Annotated in this window: 19 protein-coding genes; 11 read left to right on the forward strand and 8 right to left on the reverse strand. The window is 64.0% G+C overall.

Annotated elements, in window-relative coordinates:
• Positions 1-61 precede the first annotated feature (61 nt).
• Complete coding sequence (locus tag C8K18_RS09635) at positions 62-616, reverse strand: cob(I)yrinic acid a,c-diamide adenosyltransferase (RefSeq protein WP_107707318.1); 555 nt, start codon at positions 614-616, stop codon at positions 62-64.
• A gap of 690 nt (positions 617-1306) precedes the next feature.
• Here C8K18_RS09635 and C8K18_RS09640 point away from each other — a divergent pair.
• The 6 genes from C8K18_RS09640 to proC all read left to right on the forward strand — a co-directional run bounded on the left by C8K18_RS09640 (position 1307) and on the right by proC (position 8510).
• Entirely contained in the window at positions 1307-2722 is a 1416-nt protein-coding gene (locus C8K18_RS09640; RefSeq protein ID WP_053857528.1) for an FAD-linked oxidase C-terminal domain-containing protein, read from the forward strand.
• Between the two features lie 193 nt (positions 2723-2915).
• A complete protein-coding gene (locus tag C8K18_RS09645; protein WP_107707319.1) occupies positions 2916-4409 on the forward strand; it encodes an FAD-linked oxidase C-terminal domain-containing protein in 1494 nt (497 codons plus the stop codon).
• A 137-nt stretch (positions 4410-4546) separates the two neighbouring features.
• Positions 4547-5635, forward strand: a complete 1089-nt coding sequence (glcE, locus tag C8K18_RS09650) for a glycolate oxidase subunit GlcE (RefSeq protein WP_006047901.1) — start codon at positions 4547-4549, stop codon at positions 5633-5635.
• Positions 5636-5642: 7 nt separating this feature from the next.
• Positions 5643-6869, forward strand: a complete 1227-nt coding sequence (gene glcF / locus C8K18_RS09655) for a glycolate oxidase subunit GlcF (RefSeq protein WP_107707320.1) — start codon at positions 5643-5645, stop codon at positions 6867-6869.
• A gap of 54 nt (positions 6870-6923) precedes the next feature.
• A complete protein-coding gene (locus C8K18_RS09660) occupies positions 6924-7622 on the forward strand; it encodes a YggS family pyridoxal phosphate-dependent enzyme (protein WP_029970439.1) in 699 nt (232 codons plus the stop codon).
• A 72-nt stretch (positions 7623-7694) separates the two neighbouring features.
• On the forward strand, positions 7695-8510 hold the full coding sequence (gene proC / locus C8K18_RS09665) for a pyrroline-5-carboxylate reductase (protein WP_107707321.1): 816 nt from the start codon (positions 7695-7697) through the stop codon (positions 8508-8510).
• A gap of 110 nt (positions 8511-8620) precedes the next feature.
• Here the strand turns inward: proC and ubiA are convergent, their stop codons facing one another.
• The 7 genes from ubiA to recG all read right to left on the reverse strand — a co-directional run bounded on the left by ubiA (position 8621) and on the right by recG (position 15793).
• A complete protein-coding gene (gene ubiA / locus C8K18_RS09670; RefSeq protein WP_107707322.1) occupies positions 8621-9484 on the reverse strand; it encodes a 4-hydroxybenzoate octaprenyltransferase in 864 nt (287 codons plus the stop codon).
• A 255-nt stretch (positions 9485-9739) separates the two neighbouring features.
• Positions 9740-10228 (reverse strand): Dps family protein, encoded by a 489-nt coding sequence (locus tag C8K18_RS09675; protein ID WP_006047907.1) that lies wholly within the window; start codon positions 10226-10228, stop codon positions 9740-9742.
• Between the two features lie 149 nt (positions 10229-10377).
• On the reverse strand, positions 10378-10539 hold the full coding sequence (locus C8K18_RS33260; protein WP_165919808.1) for a hypothetical protein: 162 nt from the start codon (positions 10537-10539) through the stop codon (positions 10378-10380).
• A gap of 81 nt (positions 10540-10620) precedes the next feature.
• Entirely contained in the window at positions 10621-12072 is a 1452-nt protein-coding gene (locus C8K18_RS09680) for a catalase (protein WP_006047909.1), read from the reverse strand.
• Between the two features lie 90 nt (positions 12073-12162).
• Positions 12163-12300, reverse strand: coding sequence for a hypothetical protein (locus tag C8K18_RS33265; protein WP_006047910.1), 138 nt, complete (start codon positions 12298-12300; stop codon positions 12163-12165).
• A 159-nt stretch (positions 12301-12459) separates the two neighbouring features.
• The gene (locus C8K18_RS09685; protein WP_006047911.1) at positions 12460-13419 is read right to left on the reverse strand and encodes a LysR substrate-binding domain-containing protein; all 960 of its coding nucleotides are present in this window, start codon (positions 13417-13419) and stop codon (positions 12460-12462) included.
• A 133-nt stretch (positions 13420-13552) separates the two neighbouring features.
• Entirely contained in the window at positions 13553-15793 is a 2241-nt protein-coding gene (recG, locus tag C8K18_RS09690) for an ATP-dependent DNA helicase RecG (RefSeq protein WP_107707323.1), read from the reverse strand.
• A 169-nt stretch (positions 15794-15962) separates the two neighbouring features.
• Here recG and queA point away from each other — a divergent pair, with 169 nt between their 5' ends.
• The 5 genes from queA (at position 15963) to secF (ending at position 21999) form a co-directional block, all read left to right on the forward strand.
• Positions 15963-17021 carry a tRNA preQ1(34) S-adenosylmethionine ribosyltransferase-isomerase QueA gene (gene queA, locus C8K18_RS09695; protein WP_006047913.1) on the forward strand — a complete coding sequence of 353 codons (1059 nt, stop codon included), beginning with the start codon at positions 15963-15965 and terminating at the stop codon, positions 17019-17021.
• A gap of 110 nt (positions 17022-17131) precedes the next feature.
• Positions 17132-18307 carry a tRNA guanosine(34) transglycosylase Tgt gene (tgt, locus tag C8K18_RS09700; RefSeq protein WP_107707324.1) on the forward strand — a complete coding sequence of 392 codons (1176 nt, stop codon included), beginning with the start codon at positions 17132-17134 and terminating at the stop codon, positions 18305-18307.
• A 198-nt stretch (positions 18308-18505) separates the two neighbouring features.
• A complete protein-coding gene (gene yajC, locus C8K18_RS09705) occupies positions 18506-18838 on the forward strand; it encodes a preprotein translocase subunit YajC (protein WP_006047915.1) in 333 nt (110 codons plus the stop codon).
• A 116-nt stretch (positions 18839-18954) separates the two neighbouring features.
• Positions 18955-21030 (forward strand): protein translocase subunit SecD, encoded by a 2076-nt coding sequence (gene secD / locus C8K18_RS09710; RefSeq protein ID WP_107707325.1) that lies wholly within the window; start codon positions 18955-18957, stop codon positions 21028-21030.
• An 18-nt stretch (positions 21031-21048) separates the two neighbouring features.
• Positions 21049-21999 carry a protein translocase subunit SecF gene (secF, locus tag C8K18_RS09715; RefSeq protein ID WP_006047917.1) on the forward strand — a complete coding sequence of 317 codons (951 nt, stop codon included), beginning with the start codon at positions 21049-21051 and terminating at the stop codon, positions 21997-21999.
• Positions 22000-22026 lie beyond the last annotated feature (27 nt).

A 22026-nucleotide genomic window follows, 5' to 3' on the forward strand; every position in this document is an offset into this window, starting at 1 on the left:
AGACAGATTGTCGCAGGCTGAATTGCCCTGGCGTTGATGCCTACAGAATCGCGTCTGCTGCCTAGCCGTGACCGCGGTCGTGCTGCCAGAGGACGTCGGTGCCGCCGTCAGCGCGATTGAGCACGCGAGCGAGCACGAAGAGCAAATCCGACAGACGGTTCACATACTGGCGCGGTGCCGCGTTGATCGTCTCTTCTTCGCCGAGCGCGACAATCGCCCGTTCGGCGCGGCGGCAAACCGTGCGGCAGACGTGAGCAAGCGACGCCGCCCGCGAGCCGGCCGGCAAGATGAACTCCTTGAGCGGCGGCAATGCGGCGTTGTAGTCGGCGAGCCAGCCGTCGAGTTGTGCGAGGTGGCGGTCGGCGATCATCGTGTGGCCAGGAATGCAGAGCTCGCCGCCGAGGTCGAACAGGTCGTGCTGGATCGCCACCAATGCCGCGCGCACGTTCTCGGGCAGGTTTTCGCACAGCAGCACGCCGAGATTGGAGTTGAGTTCGTCGACGTCGCCGATTGCCTCGATGCGGGCGCTGCTCTTGCGTATGCGCCGGCCGTCGCCGAGGCCGGTGGTGCCGTCGTCGCCGGTGCGGGTGGCGATTTTGGTTAGGCGGTTACCCATGGTGATCCTCTGGTTGGTCGGTCGGGATGCGGGTGGTGTGGCGGAGTCGCTGATGCCTCGGCCGATACGTTGGCCGGTGGGCGTTGATCATGCTTGGCGGCGGCTGGTTAGTCGCGGCGCAGCTATCGCATCGAACATATTGCGCGCATCGGGCGGCCGCCGCCATTATAGGAGCGACGTCCCGGCCGCAGTGATCGTCGGCGGCCTGCAAGGACTCGAGCCGGCCTGCAAACGATCGGCGTAAAATGAAACGGTTGCTGCAGAATCGCTTCGGCTGACAATGATTGATAACCGTGGTTGATGGACTGGGGTAAGCGCTGAGGTGCCAGACTTGGGTTGACCGCTAGCATGGGACCGGAGTAAGCGCTAAAGCGCCAACTTGGATCGACCGCTAGCATGGGACCCACGTAAGCGCTGAAGCGCTAACTCCAGTCGACCGCTAGCATGGGACCGGACTAAGCGCTGAAGCGCTAACTCCAGTCGACCGCTAGCATGGGACCGGACTAAGCGCTGAAGCGCTAACTCCAGTCGACCGCTAGCATGGGACTGGAGTAAGCGCTGAAGCGCTAACTCCGGTCGACCGCTAGCATGGGACTGGAGTAAGCGCTGAAGCGCTAACTCCAGTCGACCGCTAGCATGGGACTGGAGTAAGCGCTGAAGCGCTAACTCCAGTCGACACAGGAGACATGCGTGAATTATGGTGTTCCGCCGGCCGCGCTGCGCCGGCCATTTCCCCCCGAATTGCTAAACGCCCTCACCGACGCCTTCGGCGAACGTGTGTCGGTCGCCCAGGCCGTGCGCGAACATCATGGCCGCGATGAATCGCCGTTCGACCCGCAATTGCCCGACGCCGTCGTGTTCGCGCGCAACACCGAAGACGTGCAAACCATCGTCAAGCTCTGCGGCCAGTACAACGTGCCGATCATTCCGTACGGCAACGGCTCGTCGCTTGAAGGACATCTGCTCGCGGTGCAAGGCGGCGTGTCCATCGATCTGTCGGAAATGAACCGCGTCCTGTCGATCAACGCGGAAGATCTGACGGTCACCGTCGAGCCCGGCATCTCGCGCAAACAGCTCAACGAGGCGCTGCGCGACACCGGCCTCTTTTTTCCGATCGATCCAGGCGCGGACGCCAGCATCGGCGGCATGTCGGCCACGCGCGCGTCCGGCACGAACGCGGTGCGCTACGGCACGATGCGCGAGAACGTGCTCGGCCTGACCGTCGTGCTCGCCGATGGCCGCGTCATCAAAACCGGCACGCGAGCACGCAAGTCGTCCGCGGGTTACGACCTCACGCGTCTTTTCGTCGGCTCGGAAGGCACGCTCGGCGTCATCACCGAAATCACCGTGCGCCTTTATCCGCAGCCGGAAGCGGTCTCCGCGGCCGTCTGCGCGTTTCCGTCGATGGGCGATGCAGTGCGCGCCGTCATCGAAACGATTCAGATGGGCGTGCCGATCGCCCGCGTCGAATTCGTCGACGCGCTCGCGATCCGCTCGATTAACCGGCATTCGAATCTGACGCTGCGCGAGGCGCCCACGTTGTTCTTCGAGTTCCACGGCACCGAGGCCGGCGTGAAGGAACAAGCCGAACTCGTGCAGGAACTGGCCGCGCAGAACGGCGGCGAAGGCTTCGAATGGGCGACGCGGCCGGAAGACCGCAGCCGTCTGTGGAACGCGCGTCACAACGCCTATTTCGCGATGCTGCAATTAAAGCCGGGTTGCCGCGCCGTCACGACCGACGTCTGCGTGCCGATCTCGCGCCTCGCCGAATGCGTCGTCGAAACAGAGCAGGACCTGAAGACGTCGCCGCTGCCCTGCCCAATCGTCGGCCATGTCGGTGACGGAAATTTCCACGTCGCGATCCTGATCGATCCGAACAAGCCGGAGGAACTGGTCGAGGCCGAACGTCTGAATCATCGCATCGTGCAGCGCGCGTTACGCATGGACGGCACGTGCACCGGCGAGCACGGCGTCGGTCTGCACAAGATGAATTTTCTGCTTGAGGAACACGGCGATGTCGCGATCGACACGATGCGCTCCATCAAGCACGCACTCGATCCGCACAATCTGATGAACCCCGGCAAGATCTTTAGCTGGGCGGCTTGACGCGTCGGCAGACACACAGGCGAGCGCAAGCCAGCGCAATTCAGGCGCAATATGAGTAGTAGCAACGGTAGCAAACGCGGCATGAGCGCGGACCACCCCGCCGGCCGCAACAGTCGCCGCAATACAAGCGCGCGGGAAGCGCCCGGAAGTGCCTGAAAGCGCGCGCGGCGAAAGACAAGAGGAGACGACGCACATGAACGCACCCGCCGAACTGTCGGCAGAAGTTCTCGCCCAGCGCCAGCGCGAAGTCGTGCAGGCGCTGATGGCGGCCCTGCCGAACCACTGTCTGCTCTATCGCGACGAAGATACGGTCGCCTACGACTGCGACGGCCTCGCCGCATATCGTCGGCTGCCGCTTGCCGTCGCGTTGCCGGAGACCGAGTCGCAAGTCCAGCGCATCGTGCAGATCTGCCATCGCCTTGGCGTGCCGATCGTGCCGCGCGGCGCGGGAACCGGCCTGTCCGGCGGCGCGATGCCGATTCGTCACGGCGTCGTCGTGTCGCTCGCGCGCTTCAAAAAGATCATCGAAGTCGACTCGTACGCGCGGACCGCCACGGTGCAGCCCGGCGTGCGCAATCTGTCGATCTCCGAAGCCGCGGCGCCGTACGGCTTGTACTACGCGCCGGACCCGTCGTCGCAGATTGCATGCACGATCGGCGGCAACGTCTCGGAAAATTCGGGCGGCGTGCATTGCCTCAAGTACGGCCTCACCGTGCACAACGTGCTGCGCGTGCGCGCGGTGACGATGGAAGGCGAGATCGTCGAATTCGGTTCGCTCGGACCCGATGCGCCGGGGCTCGATCTGCTCGCGGTGCTGATCGGCAGCGAAGGCATGTTCGCGATCGTCACCGAAGTCACCGTCAAGCTGATTCCGAAACCGCAAACGGCGCAGGTCATCATGGCCAGTTTCGACGACGTCGTGAAAGGCGGCGATGCGGTCGCCGGCATCATCGCCGCGGGCATCATTCCGGCGGGGCTCGAAATGATGGACAAACCCGCCACGCGCGCCGTCGAAGAATTCGTCCACGCGGGCTACGACCTCGACGCGGCGGCGATTCTGCTATGCGAATCCGACGGCACACCCGAAGAAGTCGCCGACGAAATCGTGCGCATGACGGCGGTGCTGCGCGAGCACGGCGCAACGCGCATCGCGATCTCGCGCACGGAAAACGAGCGGCTGCGCTTCTGGTCCGGCCGCAAGAACGCGTTTCCGGCCGCCGGCCGCATCTCGCCGGATTACTACTGCATGGACGGCACCGTGCCGCGCCGCAGTATCGGGCCGCTGCTGTCGCGCATCGAGGAGATGGAGAAGAAGTACCGGCTGCGCTGCATCAACGTGTTTCATGCGGGCGACGGCAACATGCATCCGCTGATTCTCTTCAACGGCAACGACAAGGACGAGTGGCACCGCGCGGAAGCGTTCGGCTCCGACATTCTCGAAGCCTGCGTCGAACTGGGCGGCACGGTGACGGGCGAGCATGGCGTCGGCATCGAGAAAATCAATTCGATGTGCGTGCAGTTCTCGCCCGAGGAGCGCGATGCGTTTCACGCGGTCAAACGGGCCTTCGATCCGCCCGGCCTGCTGAACCCGGACAAGGGCATCCCCACTCGCGCGCGCTGCGCCGAATACGGCAAGATGCACGTGCGCGGCGGTCTGCTGCCGCATCCCGAGTTGCCGCGCTTCTAGCATCCACGCATCGCGCATAGCCCGTCGCGGCGGGGTTTCGCGTCATGTCACCCTGATTACCCGATAGGGGTCCGCTCCGGGTTGTCAGCGCGGCCCCGCCCGGTACAATCGTTCGAAACATAACGAAGCAGGGCATCATGGAAGAGGACGACATCGTCGCCATGTGGTCGGAGCGCGTGCGTTCCGCCAGCGCCGAGGGACGCGCGTTACGCGTGCGCGGCGGCGGCACGAAAGACTGGTACGGTCAGACGCTGGAAGGCGAGATCCTCGACACGCGCGCTTATCGCGGCATCGTCGCGTACGACCCGGCGGAGCTGGTCATCACCGCGCGCGCCGGCACGCCGCTCGTCGAGATCGAAGCGGCGCTCGCCGAACACAATCAGATGCTTGCGTTCGAGCCGCCGCACTTCGGGCCGCAGGCCACCTTCGGCGGCTGCGTGGCCGCGGGCATTGCGGGTCCACGCCGCCCGTCGGCCGGCGCGGCGCGCGACTTCGTGCTCGGCGCGGTCATCATGAACGGCCAGGGGCAAACGCTGCACTTCGGCGGCCAGGTCGTCAAAAACGTCGCCGGTTACGACGTCTCGCGCTTGATGGCGGGCTCGCTCGGCACGCTCGGGCTGATCCTCGAATTGTCGGTCAAAGTGCTGCCGCAGCCGCAGGCCGAAGCCACGCTCAAGTTCGACATGAACGGCACCGACGCCGTACGCAAGCTCAACGAATGGGGCGGCCGGCCGTTGCCGATCACCGCGAGCGCCTGGCGCCACGGCACGCTCGCCGTGCGTCTCGCGGGCGCGGAGAGCGCGGTCAAATCGGCGCGCTCGTCGCTGGGCGGCGAAGTCGTCGATGCGGTGGAAGCCGAACGCTTCTGGGCCGGCCTGCGCGAGCAGACCGACTCGTTCTTCGCCGCGATTCCGCCGAAGGCCGCGCTGTGGCGGCTCGCGTTGCCGTCCATCACCGAGCCGCTGCAACTGCCCGGCGCGCAACTGATGGAATGGGGCGGCGCGCAGCGCTGGTGGATCACGGACACCGACGCGCAAACGGTGCGCATCAGCGCGAAGCAGGCCGGCGGCCACGCGACGATCTTCCGCACCGGCCTCGGCTACGACCGCGGCGCGGGCGTCTTCACACCGCTTCCCGCGCCGCTGATGAAAATCCATCGCGGCCTGAAAACCGCTTTCGACCCGGCCCGCATTTTCAATCGCGGCCGTCTCTACCCCGACTTCTGAGCGCGCGATGCAAACCAATCTCGCGGACTTCATTCGCAATACGCCCGACGGCGACGAAGCCGACGCCATTCTGCGCAACTGCGTGCACTGCGGCTTCTGCACGGCCACGTGCCCGACCTATCAACTGCTCGGCGATGAACTCGACGGCCCGCGCGGCCGCATCTATCTGATCAAGCAAATGGTGGAAGGCGCGGAGGTGACGCGCAGCACGCAGGTTCACCTCGACCGCTGTCTGACGTGCCGCAATTGCGAAACCACCTGCCCGTCCGGCGTGCAGTACGGCAAGCTGGTCGAAATCGGCCGCAAGATCACCGAGGAAAAAGTGACGCGCCCGCTCGGCCAGCGGCTCACGCGCCGGCTGCTCGCGAGCTTCGTGCCGAACAGCGCGCTGTTCACGCCGACCATGCGCGTCGGCCAGCATTTTCGTGCGCTGTTGCCAAGAAAACTGCGCGACAAGGTGCCCGCGCGGCAGCGTCCGCTGACATGGCCGAGCGCGACGCACACGCGCAAGATGCTGATGCTGGCCGGCTGCGTGCAACCGTCGATGATGCCCAACGTGAATACCGCCACCGCGCGCGTGCTGGATGCGCTCGGCATCGAAACCGTGATCGCGCCGGACGCCGGCTGCTGCGGCGCGATCCGTCTGCACCTCGGCTACAACGACGAAGCGCTCGACGACATGCGCGCCAACATCGACGCATGGTGGCCGCATGTCGAACAGGGCGTCGAGGCGATCGTGATGAACGCGTCGGGTTGCGGCGCGACGGTGAAGGAATACGCGCACCTGCTGCGCGACGATCCGGAGTATGCGGAAAAAGCGCGCCGCATCGTCGAATTGACGCGCGACATCGCCGAAATTCTGCCGGATTTCGAGGAAGAGCTCGTGGCCGTCACGCGCCGCCGCGCGATCCATACGGTCGCGTTTCATCCGCCGTGCACGTTGCAGCACGGGCAAAAAGTGCGCGGCACGGTCGAACATCTGCTGACGAGGCTCGGCCTGGAAGTGCGACTGCCGGCCGACAGTCACCTGTGCTGCGGCTCCGCAGGCACCTATTCGCTGACGCAGCCGAAGCTCTCGTATGCGTTGCGCGATCAGAAGCTCGAGCGGCTGCATGCGCAGGAACCGCAGGTGATCGTATCGGCGAACGTGGGCTGTATTTCACATCTGCAAAGCGGCACGTCGACGCCGGTTGCGCACTGGATCGAACTGGTCGAGCACATGCTGTCCGTATAATCGGGGCATCGACTTCATCGACCCATCGACCTTTGGTCCGCTCCGGTTCGTTCCATGCCCGATCTGATTCATAACCTCGAAGCGGTGCAGCAACGCATCGCCCTCGCCGCGCACGTGGCGGGACGCGACGCGCGTTCCATCGCGTTGCTTGCCGTCTCCAAGACCTTTCCCGCCGAAGACGTACGCGCGGCCCATGCCGCCGGTCAACGCGCATTCGGTGAAAACTACGTGCAGGAAGCGCTCACGAAAATCGAAGTGCTCGCCGATTTGCGCAGCACGCTCGAATGGCATTTCATCGGCCCGTTGCAGTCGAACAAGACGCGGCCGGTGGCCGAACAGTTCGACTGGGTGCATTCGGTGGATCGCCTGAAGATCGCGCAACGGCTTTCCGAGCAGCGGCCGGAAACGCTGCCGCCGCTGAACGTGTGCTTGCAGGTCAACATTAGCGGCGAGGCGTCGAAAAGCGGCGTCAGCGTCGACGAAGCCGTGCAAGTCGCGAAAGACATCGCCGCGCTGCCGCGGCTCAGGTTGCGCGGCCTGATGGCGATACCCGAGCCGGCCGGCAGTATCGACGACCAACGCGTGCCGCATCGCCGCTTGCGCGAACTGTTCGAGCGTCTCGTCGGCGAGGGGCTCGAACTCGATACGTTATCGATGGGTATGTCGAGCGACCTCGAGGCCGCCGTGCTCGAAGGCGCGACCATCGTGCGCGTGGGCACGGCCATCTTCGGCGCGCGCGATTATTCGCACTAGCGTTGCGATTAACGTTGCATTAACGGGCGCACACGCGGTTTCACAAGCTCAATCCAACCTTCGCGGAACATCATGAAAATTGCTTTTATCGGCGGCGGCAACATGGCTGCGGCGTTGATCGGCGGCCTTATCAAGCGCGGTGTCGCGCCCGCCGATCTCTACGCGATCGATCCCAACGAAGACGCGCGCAAGCGCAATGAAGCGCAGTTCGGCATCAAGACCGGAGCGGCCGCGGACGCCGCGCTCGGCACCTATGACGCCGTCGTACTCGCGGTGAAGCCGCAGATCCTGAAGAGCGTCGCCGAAGCGCTCGCGCCGCATCTGAAGGCGGCGCAACTCGCGATCAGCATCGTCGCCGGCATTCGCATGGATGACATGTCGCGCTGGCTCAACGGCCATACGCGCATCGTGCGGGTCATGCCGAACACGCCGGCGTTGATCGGCATGGGCGTCGCCGGCTTGACCGCGACCGCGAGCGTCGACGATGCGGGCCGCGCGCTCGCATCGCAGGTGCTCGGCGCGGTGGGCGAAACCGTATGGTTCGACGACGAAGCGAAGATCGACGCCGTCACCGCGATTTCGGGCAGCGGGCCGGCCTACGTCTTTTACTTCATCGAAGCATTGCAGGAAGCCGCACGCCAACTCGGCATGGACGAAGCACAAGGCCGCGCGCTCGCCGTCGCGACTTTCACGGGCGCCGCGCAACTGGCCGCGAATTCCGACGAGCCGCCGGCCGTGTTGCGTGAGCGCGTGACGTCGAAGGGCGGCACGACCGCCGCGGCGCTTGCATCGTTCGACGCGAGCGGCATCAAGGAAGCCATCGTGCGCGGCGCGCTGGCCGCCGATGCGCGCGCGAAAGAAATGGGCGATGAATTCGGCAAGCAGTGAGCGGTTGTTGCTTGCTGAAACGTGACAAGCCGTGGAGCGCGGAGTCTTTATTCAATAAAGCCGGCGCCTCACGACACGAGGCCAACCGTCCACCCACGCCGCGCTAAAAACTAAAACGAAGCCACCGCATAATGCGCGGCAATGCCGACGAACAACGCGCCGCCGAGCCAGTTGTTATGCAGGAACGCCTTGAAGCACGGCATCCGTTCGCGGTGGCGGATCAGCGTGTAGTGATAGATCGCGCAGCCCGCCGCAGCCGCCCAGCCCAACCAGTACAGCACGCCAAAACCCAGCATCACGCCGATGCCGACATAGATGCCGAGCGTCGCCGCATAGCAGAGCATGATCGCCGCCACGTCGAAGCGGCCGAACGTGAGCGCCGACGTGCGAATGCCGATCCGGATGTCGTCGTCGCGATCGACCATCGCATATTCGGTGTCGTACGCGACGGACCAGAACACGTTGGCAAGCAGCATGACCCACGCGAGCATCGGCACCTGATTCTGCACGGCCGCGAACGCCATCGGAATGCCGAAGCCGAACGCGATGCCGAGATACGCCTGCGGAATCGCAAAGAAACGCTTCGTGAACGGATACGAGCCCGCGACGAACAGCGCCGCCACCGACAATTCCTTCGTCAGCGTGTTCAGCGGCAGAATCAGCAGAAAGGCCAGCAACGACAGCCCGGCCGCGAGCGCCACCGCTTCCCACGCCTTGATCTTGCCGGACGTGATCGGACGATTCTCGGTGCGCTTCACATAACGGTCGAAATCGCGATCCGCGTAGTCGTTGATCGCGCAGCCCGCCGAGCGCATCAATATCGTGCCCACCGTGAAGATGACGAGGAGCGGCCAGGACGGATGACCGTCGGACGCGATCCACAGCGCGTTGAGCGTCGGCCACAGCAGCAGCAGACTGCCAATAGGCTTGTCCATGCGCACGAGGCGCAGATACAGGGGAAGTCGGGCGAACATGGCGGACTCGTTGAATGCAGGCGAAGTGCGAGGACGGTGCCGTTATTTTACGGGATGCGGAAGGCGTGGCGCGTCGGTGCGAACTGCTACCGACGAAAGCAGATGGCAATGGCGACCCCGCCACAGCGTTCTCACAAACGGCGCGCAAAAAACAAAGCCTCCCGCGAAGGGAGGCTTTGCATCGTGCCACGTTACATCCGGCCATTCGGCTTCTGCGAAACGAACGCGAACAGCAACCGCAACCGACTCAAACCATCAAGCCAGCATCGAGCGCAGCATCCACGCGGTCTTTTCATGCGTTTGCATGCGCTGTGTCAGCAGGTCGGCGGTCGGCTCGTCGTTGGCGGCTTCCGTCGACGGGAAAATCGCGCGCGCGGTGCGCACCACGGCTTCCTGCCCTTCCACCAGCTGACGGATCATCTCTTCGGCGGCAGGCACGCCGTCCGCTTCGGGAATCGACGACAGCTTCGCAAAATCTTTATAGCTGCCCGGCGCATGCACGCCCAGCGCGCGAATCCGTTCAGCGATCGAATCGACGGCCAGCGCCAGTTCGTTGTATTGCGTTTCGAACATCAGATGCAGCGTGTTGAACATCGGACCCGTCACATTCCAGTGGAAGTTGTGGGTCTTCAGGTACAGCGTGTAGGTGTCCGCGAGCAGACGCGACAGACCTTCCGCGATCTTCTTGCGGTCCTTGTCGCTGATCCCGATATTGACGTGCTGTACAGCTTCTTTTTTGGCCATGATGACTCCTTCGAGAGTGATACGAACCGGTGACGAAGTAACGCGTGCGAGCGGCCTGCCGGCAGCAGGCCCGGCAAAAACGAGCGTTCGACAGTTTATCTTAGAACGGCGAAATGTTCGTGTGAGGTGTCGCCGCTACGCCGCGCCGCTCAGCCGCCAAACGCGTGTTGCAGCATTTGCGCCGCGATCACCGCGAATCCGCTCGTCACGATGGCGAAGCCCACGGCTCTGCGCAAGTTGAGCGTCTGCTGCTGTTGCGCGCGATGCATGGCCGGCGATCTGCCGGCGGTGGCTTTCATCAACTCGATCATGAGCGTGCTCCCTGTTCGTATCGATACTCGCGGGGCACACGCGCAAGCAACATGCACGCGCGCCCCGCTTTACACACTGCGTTACTTCTTGCCTTCCGCGAGTTCGGCCATCGCGGCGATCACGCCTTCGGCATAAGCGGGATCGATGCGGCGGAAATGCTCGACCGCACGCGCGACGATGTCCTGCGGCACACCGTTGATATGCCGCGCGATGTTGCCGAACAAACGTTGGCGCTGCGCTGCATCGAAGAGCGCGAACAGCATGCCCGGCTGCGTGTAGTAGTCGTCATCCGCGCGATGGTCATAGCGGTCCACCGCACCCGCGGCGAGCGCCGGCTCCAACGCATTCGCATCCTGAGCGAAGTCGCCGAAGCGATTCGGCTCATAGTTCACGTTGCCACCCAGGTTGCCGTCCGTGCGCATCGCGCCGTCGCGATGGAACGAATGCGGGTTCGCAACGCGCGACGCGTTCACCGGAATCTGATGGTGATTGATGCCGAGGCGATAGCGCTGCGTGTCGCCATACGAGAACAAACGGCCTTGCAACAAACGGTCCGGCGAGAAGCCGATGCCGGGCACCACGTTGGCCGGCGTGAACGCAGCCTGTTCCACGTCCGCGAAATAGTTGGCCGCGTTGCGGTTCAACTCGATCGTGCCGACGTCGATCAGCGGATAGTCTTTCTGCGACCACACTTTCGTGATGTCGAACGGATTGAAGCGATACGCCGCGGCTTCCGCCTCCGGCATCACCTGAATCGCAAAGCGCCACTTCGGGAAATTGCCTTCGTCGATGCTGCCAATCAGATCGCGCTGCGCGCTTTCGCGGTCTTGCGCGACGACTTGCGACGCTTCCGCATCGGTGAAATTTTCAATGCCTTGCTGCGACTTGAAGTGGAATTTGACCCAGAAACGCTCGTTGTTCGCGTTGATGAACGAGTACGTGTGCGAACCGAAGCCGTGCATCTGACGGTAGTTCTTCGGAATGCCGCGATCGCTCATCAGGATCGTGACCTGATGCATCGACTCCGGATGGCGCGTCCAGAAATCCCACGCGGCAATGTTGTTGCGCAGGTTCGTGTACGGATCACGCTTTTGCGTGTGAATGAAGTCCGGAAATTTCAGCGGATCGCGGATAAAAAACACCGGCGTGTTGTTGCCCACCACGTCCCAGTTGCCTTCGTCCGTATAGAACTTGATCGAGAAGCCGCGCACGTCGCGCTCGGCGTCGGCCGCGCCGCGCTCGCCCGCCACCGTCGAAAAGCGCATGAAAAGCGGCGTTTCCTTGCCGACTTGCGCGAACACTTTCGCCTTCGTGTAGCGCGAGATGTCGTGGGTGACCTTCAGCGTGCCGAATGCGCCGGAGCCTTTCGCGTGAACGCGGCGCTCGGGAATCACCTCGCGATCGAAGTGCGCGAGCTTTTCGAGCAGCCATACGTCTTGCAGGACGACCGGGCCGCGCACGCCGGCCGTCATCGAATTCTGGTTATCGGCGACGGGCGCGCCGGCGGCATTGGTGAGCTTCTGTTCGGACATGCGGGACTCCTGGATGGTTTTCGTTCAAAACGGATTGGGGGGAGAAGCGCGGCAAGGCAATGCCGAAAGCTTAGACGAACAATTAGCGGACTACGCGGACAAAGCGCGGTCGACCAGCAACGAAAACGCGGCCGTGCGCATGCCGAGCATGGCCGCCGCCAAGCCGGCATTGGCGCTGGCCGGTTCAGCGGCGAAGGTCTGAGTTTGCGGCACGTTCGATTGCGTCATGATGTCCTCCGGGTTTTTGTCATCGGGCGATGTATGAGGAAGACTATATCAACACTATCGAAATCGTGTGTTTTATAAATTTAATCTATGTCATAGGCGCAAGGCGGGCGCGAGTTGGGCCCCGCCTGCGGCTGCTGTTGCTTCCGCGCTCAACGCGCGTCAGTTCACCGCAACCGGCAAATCCAGCTTCTTCACGCCCGGCAAGTCGCAGGCGTTGATGGCGTCGCAGATCGCGTCGATGGCGGGCATCCGCGTAAAACTCTTGCGCCACGCGAGCACGACGCGGCGATCGGGCACCGGCTCGCCGAACGCGACATAGGACAGCAGGCCCGAGTCGATGCCGCCCGCGTGCGGCTTCACCTCATGCACCGACATGCGCGGCAGCACGGTAATGCCGACGCCGCTCGCCACCATATGGCGGATCGTTTCCAGCGACGACCCCTCGAACGTTTTCTGGATGCCGTCGGCGTTCTGCGAGAAACGCATCAGCTCCGGACACACGCCGAGCACGTGGTCACGGAAGCAGTGACCGCTGCCGAGCAGCAGCATGGTTTCCTGCTTGAGATCGTCGGCGTCGATTTTCGGACGGTTTTCCCACGCGTGACCGGACGGCAGCGCGACGACAAACGGCTCGTCGTAGAGCGGACGCAGCATCAAGCCCGTTTCCGGGAACGGCAGCGCCATGATCGCGACGTCGATCTCGCCCTGCTTCAGCAGTTCGATCAGCTTGAGCGTGTAGTTTTCCTGCAGCATCAACGGCATTTGCGGCACGCGCTTGATCATCTGCTTGACGAGCGTGGGCAGCAGATACGGTCCGATCGTATAGATGACGCCAAGGCGCAGCGGCCCGACGAGCGGGTCTTTGCCCTGCTTGGCGATTTCCTTGATGGCGAGCGTCTGTTCCAGCACCCGCTGAGCTTGCGTGACGATCTGCTCGCCGATCGGCGTGACACTGACTTCGCTCGTGCCGCGCTCGAAAATCTGCACGTTGAGCTCGTCCTCGAGCTTCTTGATGGCCACGGACAACGTCGGCTGGCTGACGAAACACGCTTCGGCGGCCCGGCCAAAGTGCCGCTCGCGGGCAACGGCGACGATGTACTTCAATTCGGTGAGCGTCATTGGGGGACCAATCAGTGCGGTGGATTCGATAGGTTCTAGTTATACACCCATAGGGTCGGTTCGCCAACCGGGTTCGCCGGTTTTCAATATCGGCGAAATACGCCATGCCGCGGCGCCGCCAACAGCAGCGTGTTCAAGCCTTCAGATACTGTTCGCGCGCGCCGAGCCAGCGCGCCAGATGCTGGGCGACGACTTCCGGATATTGCTCGAGCAGCGCCGCGGCCGCCTCGCGCGCGGGCTCGATCAGCCATTGATCGTTTTGCAGGTCGGCGAACCGCAGCATCGCCGCGCCCGATTGCCGCGCGCCGAGAAACTCGCCGGGGCCGCGAATCTCCAGATCGCGGCGCGCGATTTCGAAGCCGTCGGTCGTCTCTCGCATGGTTTGCAGGCGCGCGCGGGCGGTCATCGACAGCGGGCCGGTGTAGAGCAGCACGCACACCGACGCCGCGCTGCCGCGCCCCACGCGTCCGCGCAACTGGTGCAATTGCGCGAGGCCGAAGCGCTCGGCGTGCTCGATCACCATCAGCGACGCGTTCGGCACGTCGACGCCCACTTCGATCACCGTGGTCGCGACCAGCAATTGCACTTCGTTGCGCGTGAAGGCATCCATCACCGCGGCTTTTTCAGCCGGCGCGAGACGCCCGTGCACCAGCCCCACCTTCAATTCGGGCAACGCCGCGACGAGGGTTTCGTAAGTCTCGACGGCGGTCTGCAATTGCAGCGTCTCGCTTTCCTCGATCAGCGGACACACCCAGTAGACCTGACGCCCCGTCAGCGCGGCTTCGCGCACGCGGCCGATCACTTCTTCGCGGCGCGCGTCGGACACAAGCTTGGTGAGAATCGGCGTGCGTCCGGGCGGCAATTCGTCGATGGTCGAGACGTCGAGATCCGCGTAATACGTCATGGCGAGCGTGCGCGGAATCGGCGTGGCCGACATCATCAGTTGATGCGGCTGAAAATCGCGCGCGCCGTCGGCGGCGTTCTGCGCTTTCGCGCGCAGCGCGAGCCGCTGTGCGACGCCGAAGCGATGCTGTTCGTCGACGATCACGAGCCCGAGCCGCGCGAACTCCACCGTGTCCTGAATGATCGCGTGCGTGCCGATCACGAGTTGCGCGGTGCCGAGCGCGGCCGCTTCGATGGCCGCGCGCTTTTCCTTCGCCTTCAGACTGCCCGCGAGCCACGCGACGCTCACGCCGAGCGGCTCGAGCCAGCCGCGCAGCTTGCGCGCGTGCTGCTCCGCGAGGATTTCGGTGGGCGCCATTAGCGCGGCCTGATAACCGGCGTCGATTGCCTGCGCGGCCGCGAGCGCGGCGACAATCGTCTTGCCGCTGCCGACGTCGCCTTGCAAGAGCCGCTGCATCGGATGCGGCTGCGTGAGGTCGAGCGCAATCTCGCCGCCGACGCGCTCCTGCGCCTTCGTCAGCGAAAACGGCAGCGCTTTGAGCAAACGCGCGACCAGCGCCGCCTCATCGCCGAGCTTGCGGCGCGGCATGGCCGGCGCGGCGCGCGTGCGGCGCTCGTCGTGCGCGCGCTTGAGCGACATCTGCTGCGCGAGCAGTTCCTCGAACTTGATGCGCACCCACGCCGGATGCGTGCCGTCGATCAACGCGGTTTCGTCCGATTGCGCGTCCGGATGATGCAGCGTGCGCACCGCGTCCATCAGCGAGGGCACGCCAAGCGGCTGCAACCATTGACGCGCGACGGCCTCGGGCAACAGTTCGGGCAGCGACGTGCGCGACAACGCGTTGTCGATGGACTTGCGCAAATACGCCTGCGTCACGCCCGCGGTGCTCGGATAAACCGGCGTGAGCGCTTGCGGCAGCGGCGTGTCTTCATCGACGACGCGCACGGCCGGATGCACCATCTCCATGCCGAAAAAGCCGCCGCGCACGTCGCCGCGCACGCGCAGCCGTGCGCCGATCGCCATCTGCTTGACCTGTGAGCCGTAGAAGTTGAGGAACCGCAGCACGAGTTCGTCGCCGGCGTCGTCGCGCAGTTTGACGAGCAACTGGCGGCGCGGCCGATAGGCGATCTCGTTGTCGAACACGACGCCCTCGGTTTGCGCGATGCCGCCCGGCAGCAGATGGCCGATCGGCGTGAGGGAGGTTTCGTCCTCGTAGCGCATCGGCAGATGCAGCACGAGGTCGATGTCGCGCGTGAGGCCTAGCTTGGCGAGTTTGTCGACGGGCTTGTCGGCAGCTTTGGCTGCGGGCCTGGCTGCCGATTTGGCTGCCGATTTCTCGGCGGCTTTGGCAGACCCCGTTCGCGCCGCCCGTTTGCCTTGCGCCGCCGCGCCGCCGCGCGCGACGCCGGGTGCCGGCTCGGCGCTCGCATCATCGGTAGCGGAAGGCAATCGGCGGTCGGACAAAGGCATGGGCTGCTTCGCAAGTACAATATCGGCTGTCAAAAGTATCGAAGGCCGCGCGGCTGTTCGCGGGCTGCGCAAGCGCGCGGGCTCGCGGGCCGCCGCGGCGTCCCGCAATCATAGCCGCCCGGCTCAGGCTTCGGCTCAATTCAGTTTCCATTCGCTTCCAGTCGTTCGCATGTTTACGCTTTCCGATTTCGATTTCGATCTGCCGCCCGAGCTGATCGCGCAAGTCGCGCTGCCCGAGCGCAGCGCTAGCCGGCTGCTTCAGGTGGACAACGCGGCCGACGCCGATCGCGCCGCGCGCCTCATCGACCGCCGCTTCGCCGAATTGCCCGACTGCATTGCGCCCGGCGATCTGCTGGTCTTCAACGATACCAAAGTCCTGAAGGCGCGCTTCCTCGGCCAGAAGGCCAGTGGCGGCAAGATCGAGGTGCTGGTCGAACGCCTGACCGGCGAGCGCACGGCGCTCGCGCAAATCCGCGCGAGCAAGAGCCCGCAGCCGGGCACCACGATCCGTCTTGCCGATGCGTTCGACGTCACCGTCGGCGAGCGCGTCGAGCCGTTCTACACGCTGCATTTTCCCGCCGACTGCCTGACGCTGATCGAGCAGTTCGGGCGGCTGCCGCTGCCGCCGTACATCGAGCACGACCCCGACTCGATCGACGAAGCCCGTTATCAGACCGTGTACGCGCAAAATCCCGGCGCGGTTGCGGCGCCCACGGCGGGCCTGCATTTCGACGACGCGCTGTTCGCGCGGCTCGACGCGCACGGCGTGGAGCGCGCGACGCTGACGCTGCATGTCGGCGCCGGCACGTTCCAGCCAGTGCGCGTCGAGAATCTCGCCGAGCACAAGATGCATAGCGAGTGGTATCACCTGCCGCAATCGCTCGCCGACAAGATCGCCGCGACCAAGGCGCGCGGCAACCGCGTGATCGCGGTGGGCACGACGTCCATGCGCGCGCTCGAAGCCGCCGCGCGCGACGCCGAAGCCGCAGGCCGCCCGCTTGCGGCGACGAGCACGGAAACCGATATCTTCATCACGCCGGGCTACCGCTTCCGCGTGGTCGATCGGCTGGTGACGAATTTTCATTTGCCGAAGTCGACGTTGCTGATGCTGGTGTCGGCGTTCGCCGGCGTGGAGACGATCCGCGCCGCTTATCGTCATGCAATCGAACAGCGCTATCGTTTTTTCAGCTACGGCGACGCGATGCTTCTGACGCGGCGCGACGGTTGAGCTAACCCGGCGCTTCTTGTTTTCGTCGTTCCCTGAAGCCGCTGCGAACACTCGCGGCGGCGTTTTCTTATCGCGCCGGACTGTTTTCCGGTAGCACAGGAGTCATTTCAATGACCATCGGTCATCAAACGCAACCACCCGCCGACGGCCTCAAATTCGAACTGCTCGGCACCGACGGCCAGGCGCGGCGCGGCCGCGTCACGCTGAATCACGGCGTGGTCGAAACGCCGATCTTCATGCCGGTCGGCACGTACGGCACGGTGAAGGCGGTGCAGCCGCGCGAACTCGAGGAAATGCACGCGCAGATCATCCTCGGCAATACGTTTCACCTCTGGCTGCGGCCTGGGCTCGAAACCATTGGCGCGCATGGCGGGCTGCACGGCTTCATGGGCTGGAAAAAGCCGGTCCTGACGGACTCCGGCGGCTTCCAGGTGTTCTCGCTCGGCGACCTGCGCAAGATCACCGAAGACGGCGTGACGTTCGCTTCGCCGATCAACGGGGACAAGCTGTTTCTGTCGCCGGAAGTGTCGATGCAGATCCAGAAGGTGCTGAACTCGGACATCGTGATGCAGTTCGACGAATGCACGCCGTACGCGACCAACAACGTGCCGACCTCGCACAAGGAAGCCGCGGATTCCATGCGCATGTCGATGCGCTGGGCGCAGCGTTCCATCGACGAGTTCCGGCGCCTGGGCAATCCGAACGCGCTGTTCGGCATCGTGCAGGGCGGCATGTTCGAAGACCTGCGCGACGAGTCGCTCGCGGGTCTCGCGGAGAAGGATTTTCACGGTCTCGCGATCGGCGGGCTGTCGGTCGGCGAGCCGAAAGAAGACATGATGCGCGTGCTGAATCACATCGGCCCGAAGCTGCCGGCCAACAAGCCGCACTATCTGATGGGCGTCGGCACGCCGGAAGATCTGGTCGCGGGCGTCGCGGCCGGCGTCGACATGTTCGACTGCGTGATGCCGACCCGCAACGCGCGCAACGGCTGGCTCTTTACGCGCTTTGGCGACATCAAGATTCGCAATGCCGCGCACAAGAATTCGCTGCGTCCGCTCGACGAGCAATGCGGTTGCTATACATGCAGAAATTTCACTCGCGGCTATCTGCATCATCTGCATCGTGTGGGGGAAATTCTCGGCGCGCAGTTGAATACGATCCACAACCTGCACTACTACCTGGAACTCATGCAGGAAATGCGCGATGCAATCGACGCGAAAATGTTCGAGCCGTTCCGCAAGCGCTTTCACGAGAACCGCGCGCGCGGCATCGACGACGCGCCATGACGGCGAACGTAATCTGATTGCGGACAAGAATCATCAGACAGCGAGCGAAAAACCTTACAATCCACTTTCGCGGACGGCAAAAATCGGCTTTAAGCGGTTGATCGCAAAGCCGAAACGCCGCGCCGACGCGCGCAATGCCGGTGGTAGAATAACCGGCTGATTTTTTTGATTGAATTGATCTATAACGGAGAGACCAACGTGTCGTTCATTTCCAATGCCTTCGCCCAAGGCACGGCCACAGGTGGTGGCATCGAATCAAACCTGATGAGCTTCCTGCCGCTGATCCTCATGTTCGGCGTGCTGTACTTCATCATGATTCGCCCGCAAATGAAGCGCCAGAAGGAACACCGCAACATGCTCGCCGCCATGGCCAAGGGCGACGAAGTGGTGACGAATGGCGGCATCGTCGGCAAGGTCACCAAGGTGGGCGAGGCTTACGTCGGCGTCGAAATCTCGGAAGGCACGGAAATCACCGTGCAGAAAGCGTCGGTCACGACGATTCTCCCGAAGGGCACGATCAAGTCGCTGTAAGGCCTGCTCTCTCGCGTCCGGCGCGGCCTCGCCGGCGATCCACGCATACCTGACCGGATCGCCCGCGCTCATCGCCGGGCGCATCGCTTTCAAGCCAACCTTCCGTTGGACCACTCATGAATCGTTACCCCCTCTGGAAATATGCCGTGATGCTGGTGGCTTTGGTCATCGGCCTCGTGTACACGCTGCCCAATCTGTTCGGCGAAGCGCCGGCGGTGCAGGTGTCGAGCGGCAAGGCAACGGTCAAGCTCGACTCGACCACGCTGTCGGCAGTCGAAGCCGCGCTCGCAGCCAATCAGATCAAGCCGGAAGACGTCACGTTCGACAACACGTCGGCCAACGCGAACATCCGCGTGCGCCTTGTCGACACCGACATGCAACTGCGCGTGAAAGACCTGCTGCAAAAGTCGCTGAACACCGATCCGAACGACCCGCAGTTCATCGTGGCGCTGAACCTGCAAAGCGCGTCGCCGCGCTGGCTGACCGCGTTGCACGCGCTGCCCATGTATCTCGGTCTGGATCTGCGCGGCGGTGTGCACTTCCTGCTGCAAGTGGACATGGCGGGCGCGCTGAACAAGAAGCTCGACTCCGACGCGTCCGACGCCCGCACGCTCCTGCGCGACAATAATATCCGCGACGGCGGCGTGAACCGCGTCAACCAGACGGTGGTGATCAATTTCGCCGACCAGGCGACGGCGGATGCGGCGGCGAAACAACTGGGCCGCGGCATCGGCGAATTGCAATGGGCGTCGCAAAACAGTCCGGACGGCTCGGTGCAACTCGTCGGCACGTTCACGCCGACGGTGCAGAAAGCCGTGCAGGACGCCGCGCTCAAGCAGAACATCACCACACTGCATAACCGCGTGAACGAACTCGGCGTGGCCGAGCCTGTGATCCAGCAGCAAGGCACCGACCGGATCGTGGTCGAACTGCCGGGCGTGCAGGACACGGCGAAGGCGAAGGACATCATCGGCCGCACGGCGACGCTCGAAGCGCGCCTCGCCGATCCGGTCAACACGCATCCGAATCCGTCCGATCCGGTGCCGCCAGGCGACGAACTGTTCACGCAAGGCAACCAGACGCCGGTGCTGCTGAGAAAGCAGATCATCTTCACGGGCGACCGGATTATCGACGCGTCGGCGGGCTTCGACGAGCATCAGCGTCCGTCCGTCAACATTCGCCTCGACTCGGCCGGCGGCCGCGCGGTGCGCAGTGTCTCGCGCGACAACATCGGCAAGCCGATGGCGATGGTGCTGTTCGAAAAGGGCAAGGGCGAAGTGCTGACGGTGGCGACCATCCAGTCGGAACTGGGCGACCGCTTCCAGATCACCGGCCAGGCCACGCCGCAAGGCGCCGCCGACCTCGCGCTGCTGCTGCGCGCCGGTTCGCTGGCCGCGCCGATGGACATCATCGAGGAACGCACCATCGGCCCGAGCCTCGGCGCCGACAACATCAAGAAGGGCTTCCACTCGGTGGTGTGGGGCTTCGCGGCCATCGCCGTCTTCATGATCGCGTACTACATGCTGTTCGGCGTGATCTCGATGATCGGCCTGTCCGTGAACCTCTTGCTGCTCGTCGCGGTGCTGTCGATGTTGCAGGCCACGCTCACGCTGCCGGGTATCGCGGCTATCGCGCTCGCGCTCGGCATGGCGATCGACGCCAACGTGCTGATCAACGAACGCGTGCGTGAAGAACTGCGCAACGGCGCGCCGCCGCAACTGGCGATCCAGAACGGCTACGCGCATGCGTGGGCGACGATTCTCGACTCGAACGTCACCACGCTGATCGCCGGTGTCGCGCTGCTCGCCTTCGGCTCCGGTCCGGTGCGCGGTTTTGCAATCGTCCACTGTATCGGCATTCTCACGTCGATGTTCTCGGCGGTGTTCTTCTCGCGCGGTATCGTGAACCTCTGGTACGGCGGCAAGAAGAAGCTGAAGTCGCTGGCCATTGGCCAGGTGTGGCGTCCGGAAACCGCGGCCGCGGGCTCGGCTGCTTATCTGGGTAATGACCTGACCGCAGACGACGCTGCAACCGACACCGCGCAAGCCATGCGCGCGGCAAGCGCAGCCGCCGCCGCGAAGCAGAAAGCGCCGGCCGCCGCCGCGCAGTCGCGCGCGGGCAAGCCGACCGTGCGTCGCCGCAACGCGCCGGGCACGCCGAGCTCGTCGCAGAAACCGGGTTCATCCCGCTGAGTCCCGGAGAACAAGACCATGGAATTTTTCCGCTTTCGCAAAGACATTCCGTTCATGCAGCGTGCGTTGATCTTCAACGCCATTTCGCTGCTGACGTTCCTCGCCGCCGTGTTCTTTCTCGTGCATCGCGGGCTGCATCTGTCGGTGGAGTTCACCGGCGGCACGGTCATCGAAGTGCAGTATCCGGGCGCGGCGCCGCTCGACCCGGTGCGCGGCACGTTGAACAAGCTCGGCTATGGCGACGCGCAGGTGCAGAACTTCGGCACCTCGCGCGACGTGCTGATCCGTTTGCCGCTCAAGCAAGGGCTGACGTCCGCGCAGCAGAGCGACCAGGTGATGAGCGCGCTCAAGACCGATACGCCGCAGGTGCAGTTGCAGCGCGTGGAGTTCGTCGGCCCGCAGGTCGGCAAGGAACTCGCCACCGACGGCCTGCTCGCGCTCGCCTGCGTGGTTGTGGGCATCGTGATCTATCTGTCGTTCCGCTTCGAATGGAAGTACGCGGTGGCCGGTGTGATCGCGAACTTGCACGACGTCGTGATCATTCTCGGCTTCTTCGCGTTCTTCCAGTGGGAGTTCTCGCTGTCGGTGCTGGCTGCGGTGCTCGCGGTGCTGGGTTATTCGGTGAACGAATCGGTGGTTATCTTCGACCGGATTCGCGAGACCTTCCGCCGCGAACGCAAGATGACGGTGATCGAAGTCATCAACCACGCGATTACGAGCACGATGTCGCGAACCGTCATCACGCACGGCTGTACGCAGATGATGGTGCTGTCGATGTTCCTGTTCGGCGGCCCGACGCTGCACTACTTCGCGCTGGCGCTGACGGTCGGTATTCTGTTCGGTATCTACTCGTCGGTGTTCGTCGCGGCGGCGCTCGCAATGTGGTTCGGCGTGAAGCGCGAGGATCTGGTGAAGGACAAGAAAGAACGCGTTGATCCGAACGATCCGAATGCGGGTGCGCAGGTGTGATGGCGTTTAACTAACGCGCAGTGCATC

The sequence above is a fragment of the Paraburkholderia sp. GV068 genome (assembly GCF_003058125.1).
Lineage (GTDB): Bacteria > Pseudomonadota > Gammaproteobacteria > Burkholderiales > Burkholderiaceae > Paraburkholderia > Paraburkholderia graminis.

Bases quoted from the DNA above. Each gene is read 5' to 3' on its own strand.
- C8K18_RS09680 (WP_006047909.1), bottom strand. From the start codon at position 12,072: ATGTCCGAACAGAAGCTCACCAATGCCGCCGGCGCGCCCGTCGCCGAT.
- secD (WP_107707325.1), top strand. From the start codon at position 18,955: ATGAATCGTTACCCCCTCTGGAAATATGCCGTGATGCTGGTGGCTTTG.
- C8K18_RS09685 (WP_006047911.1), bottom strand. From the start codon at position 13,419: ATGACGCTCACCGAATTGAAGTACATCGTCGCCGTTGCCCGCGAGCGG.
- glcE (WP_006047901.1), top strand. From the start codon at position 4,547: ATGGAAGAGGACGACATCGTCGCCATGTGGTCGGAGCGCGTGCGTTCC.
- tgt (WP_107707324.1), top strand. From the start codon at position 17,132: ATGACCATCGGTCATCAAACGCAACCACCCGCCGACGGCCTCAAATTC.
- C8K18_RS09635 (WP_107707318.1), bottom strand. From the start codon at position 616: ATGGGTAACCGCCTAACCAAAATCGCCACCCGCACCGGCGACGACGGC.
- recG (WP_107707323.1), bottom strand. From the start codon at position 15,793: ATGCCTTTGTCCGACCGCCGATTGCCTTCCGCTACCGATGATGCGAGC.
- C8K18_RS09675 (WP_006047907.1), bottom strand. From the start codon at position 10,228: ATGGCCAAAAAAGAAGCTGTACAGCACGTCAATATCGGGATCAGCGAC.
- C8K18_RS09645 (WP_107707319.1), top strand. From the start codon at position 2,916: ATGAACGCACCCGCCGAACTGTCGGCAGAAGTTCTCGCCCAGCGCCAG.
- C8K18_RS33260 (WP_165919808.1), bottom strand. From the start codon at position 10,539: ATGATCGAGTTGATGAAAGCCACCGCCGGCAGATCGCCGGCCATGCAT.
- proC (WP_107707321.1), top strand. From the start codon at position 7,695: ATGAAAATTGCTTTTATCGGCGGCGGCAACATGGCTGCGGCGTTGATC.
- glcF (WP_107707320.1), top strand. From the start codon at position 5,643: ATGCAAACCAATCTCGCGGACTTCATTCGCAATACGCCCGACGGCGAC.
- queA (WP_006047913.1), top strand. From the start codon at position 15,963: ATGTTTACGCTTTCCGATTTCGATTTCGATCTGCCGCCCGAGCTGATC.
- C8K18_RS33265 (WP_006047910.1), bottom strand. From the start codon at position 12,300: ATGACGCAATCGAACGTGCCGCAAACTCAGACCTTCGCCGCTGAACCG.
- ubiA (WP_107707322.1), bottom strand. From the start codon at position 9,484: ATGTTCGCCCGACTTCCCCTGTATCTGCGCCTCGTGCGCATGGACAAG.
- secF (WP_006047917.1), top strand. From the start codon at position 21,049: ATGGAATTTTTCCGCTTTCGCAAAGACATTCCGTTCATGCAGCGTGCG.
- C8K18_RS09660 (WP_029970439.1), top strand. From the start codon at position 6,924: ATGCCCGATCTGATTCATAACCTCGAAGCGGTGCAGCAACGCATCGCC.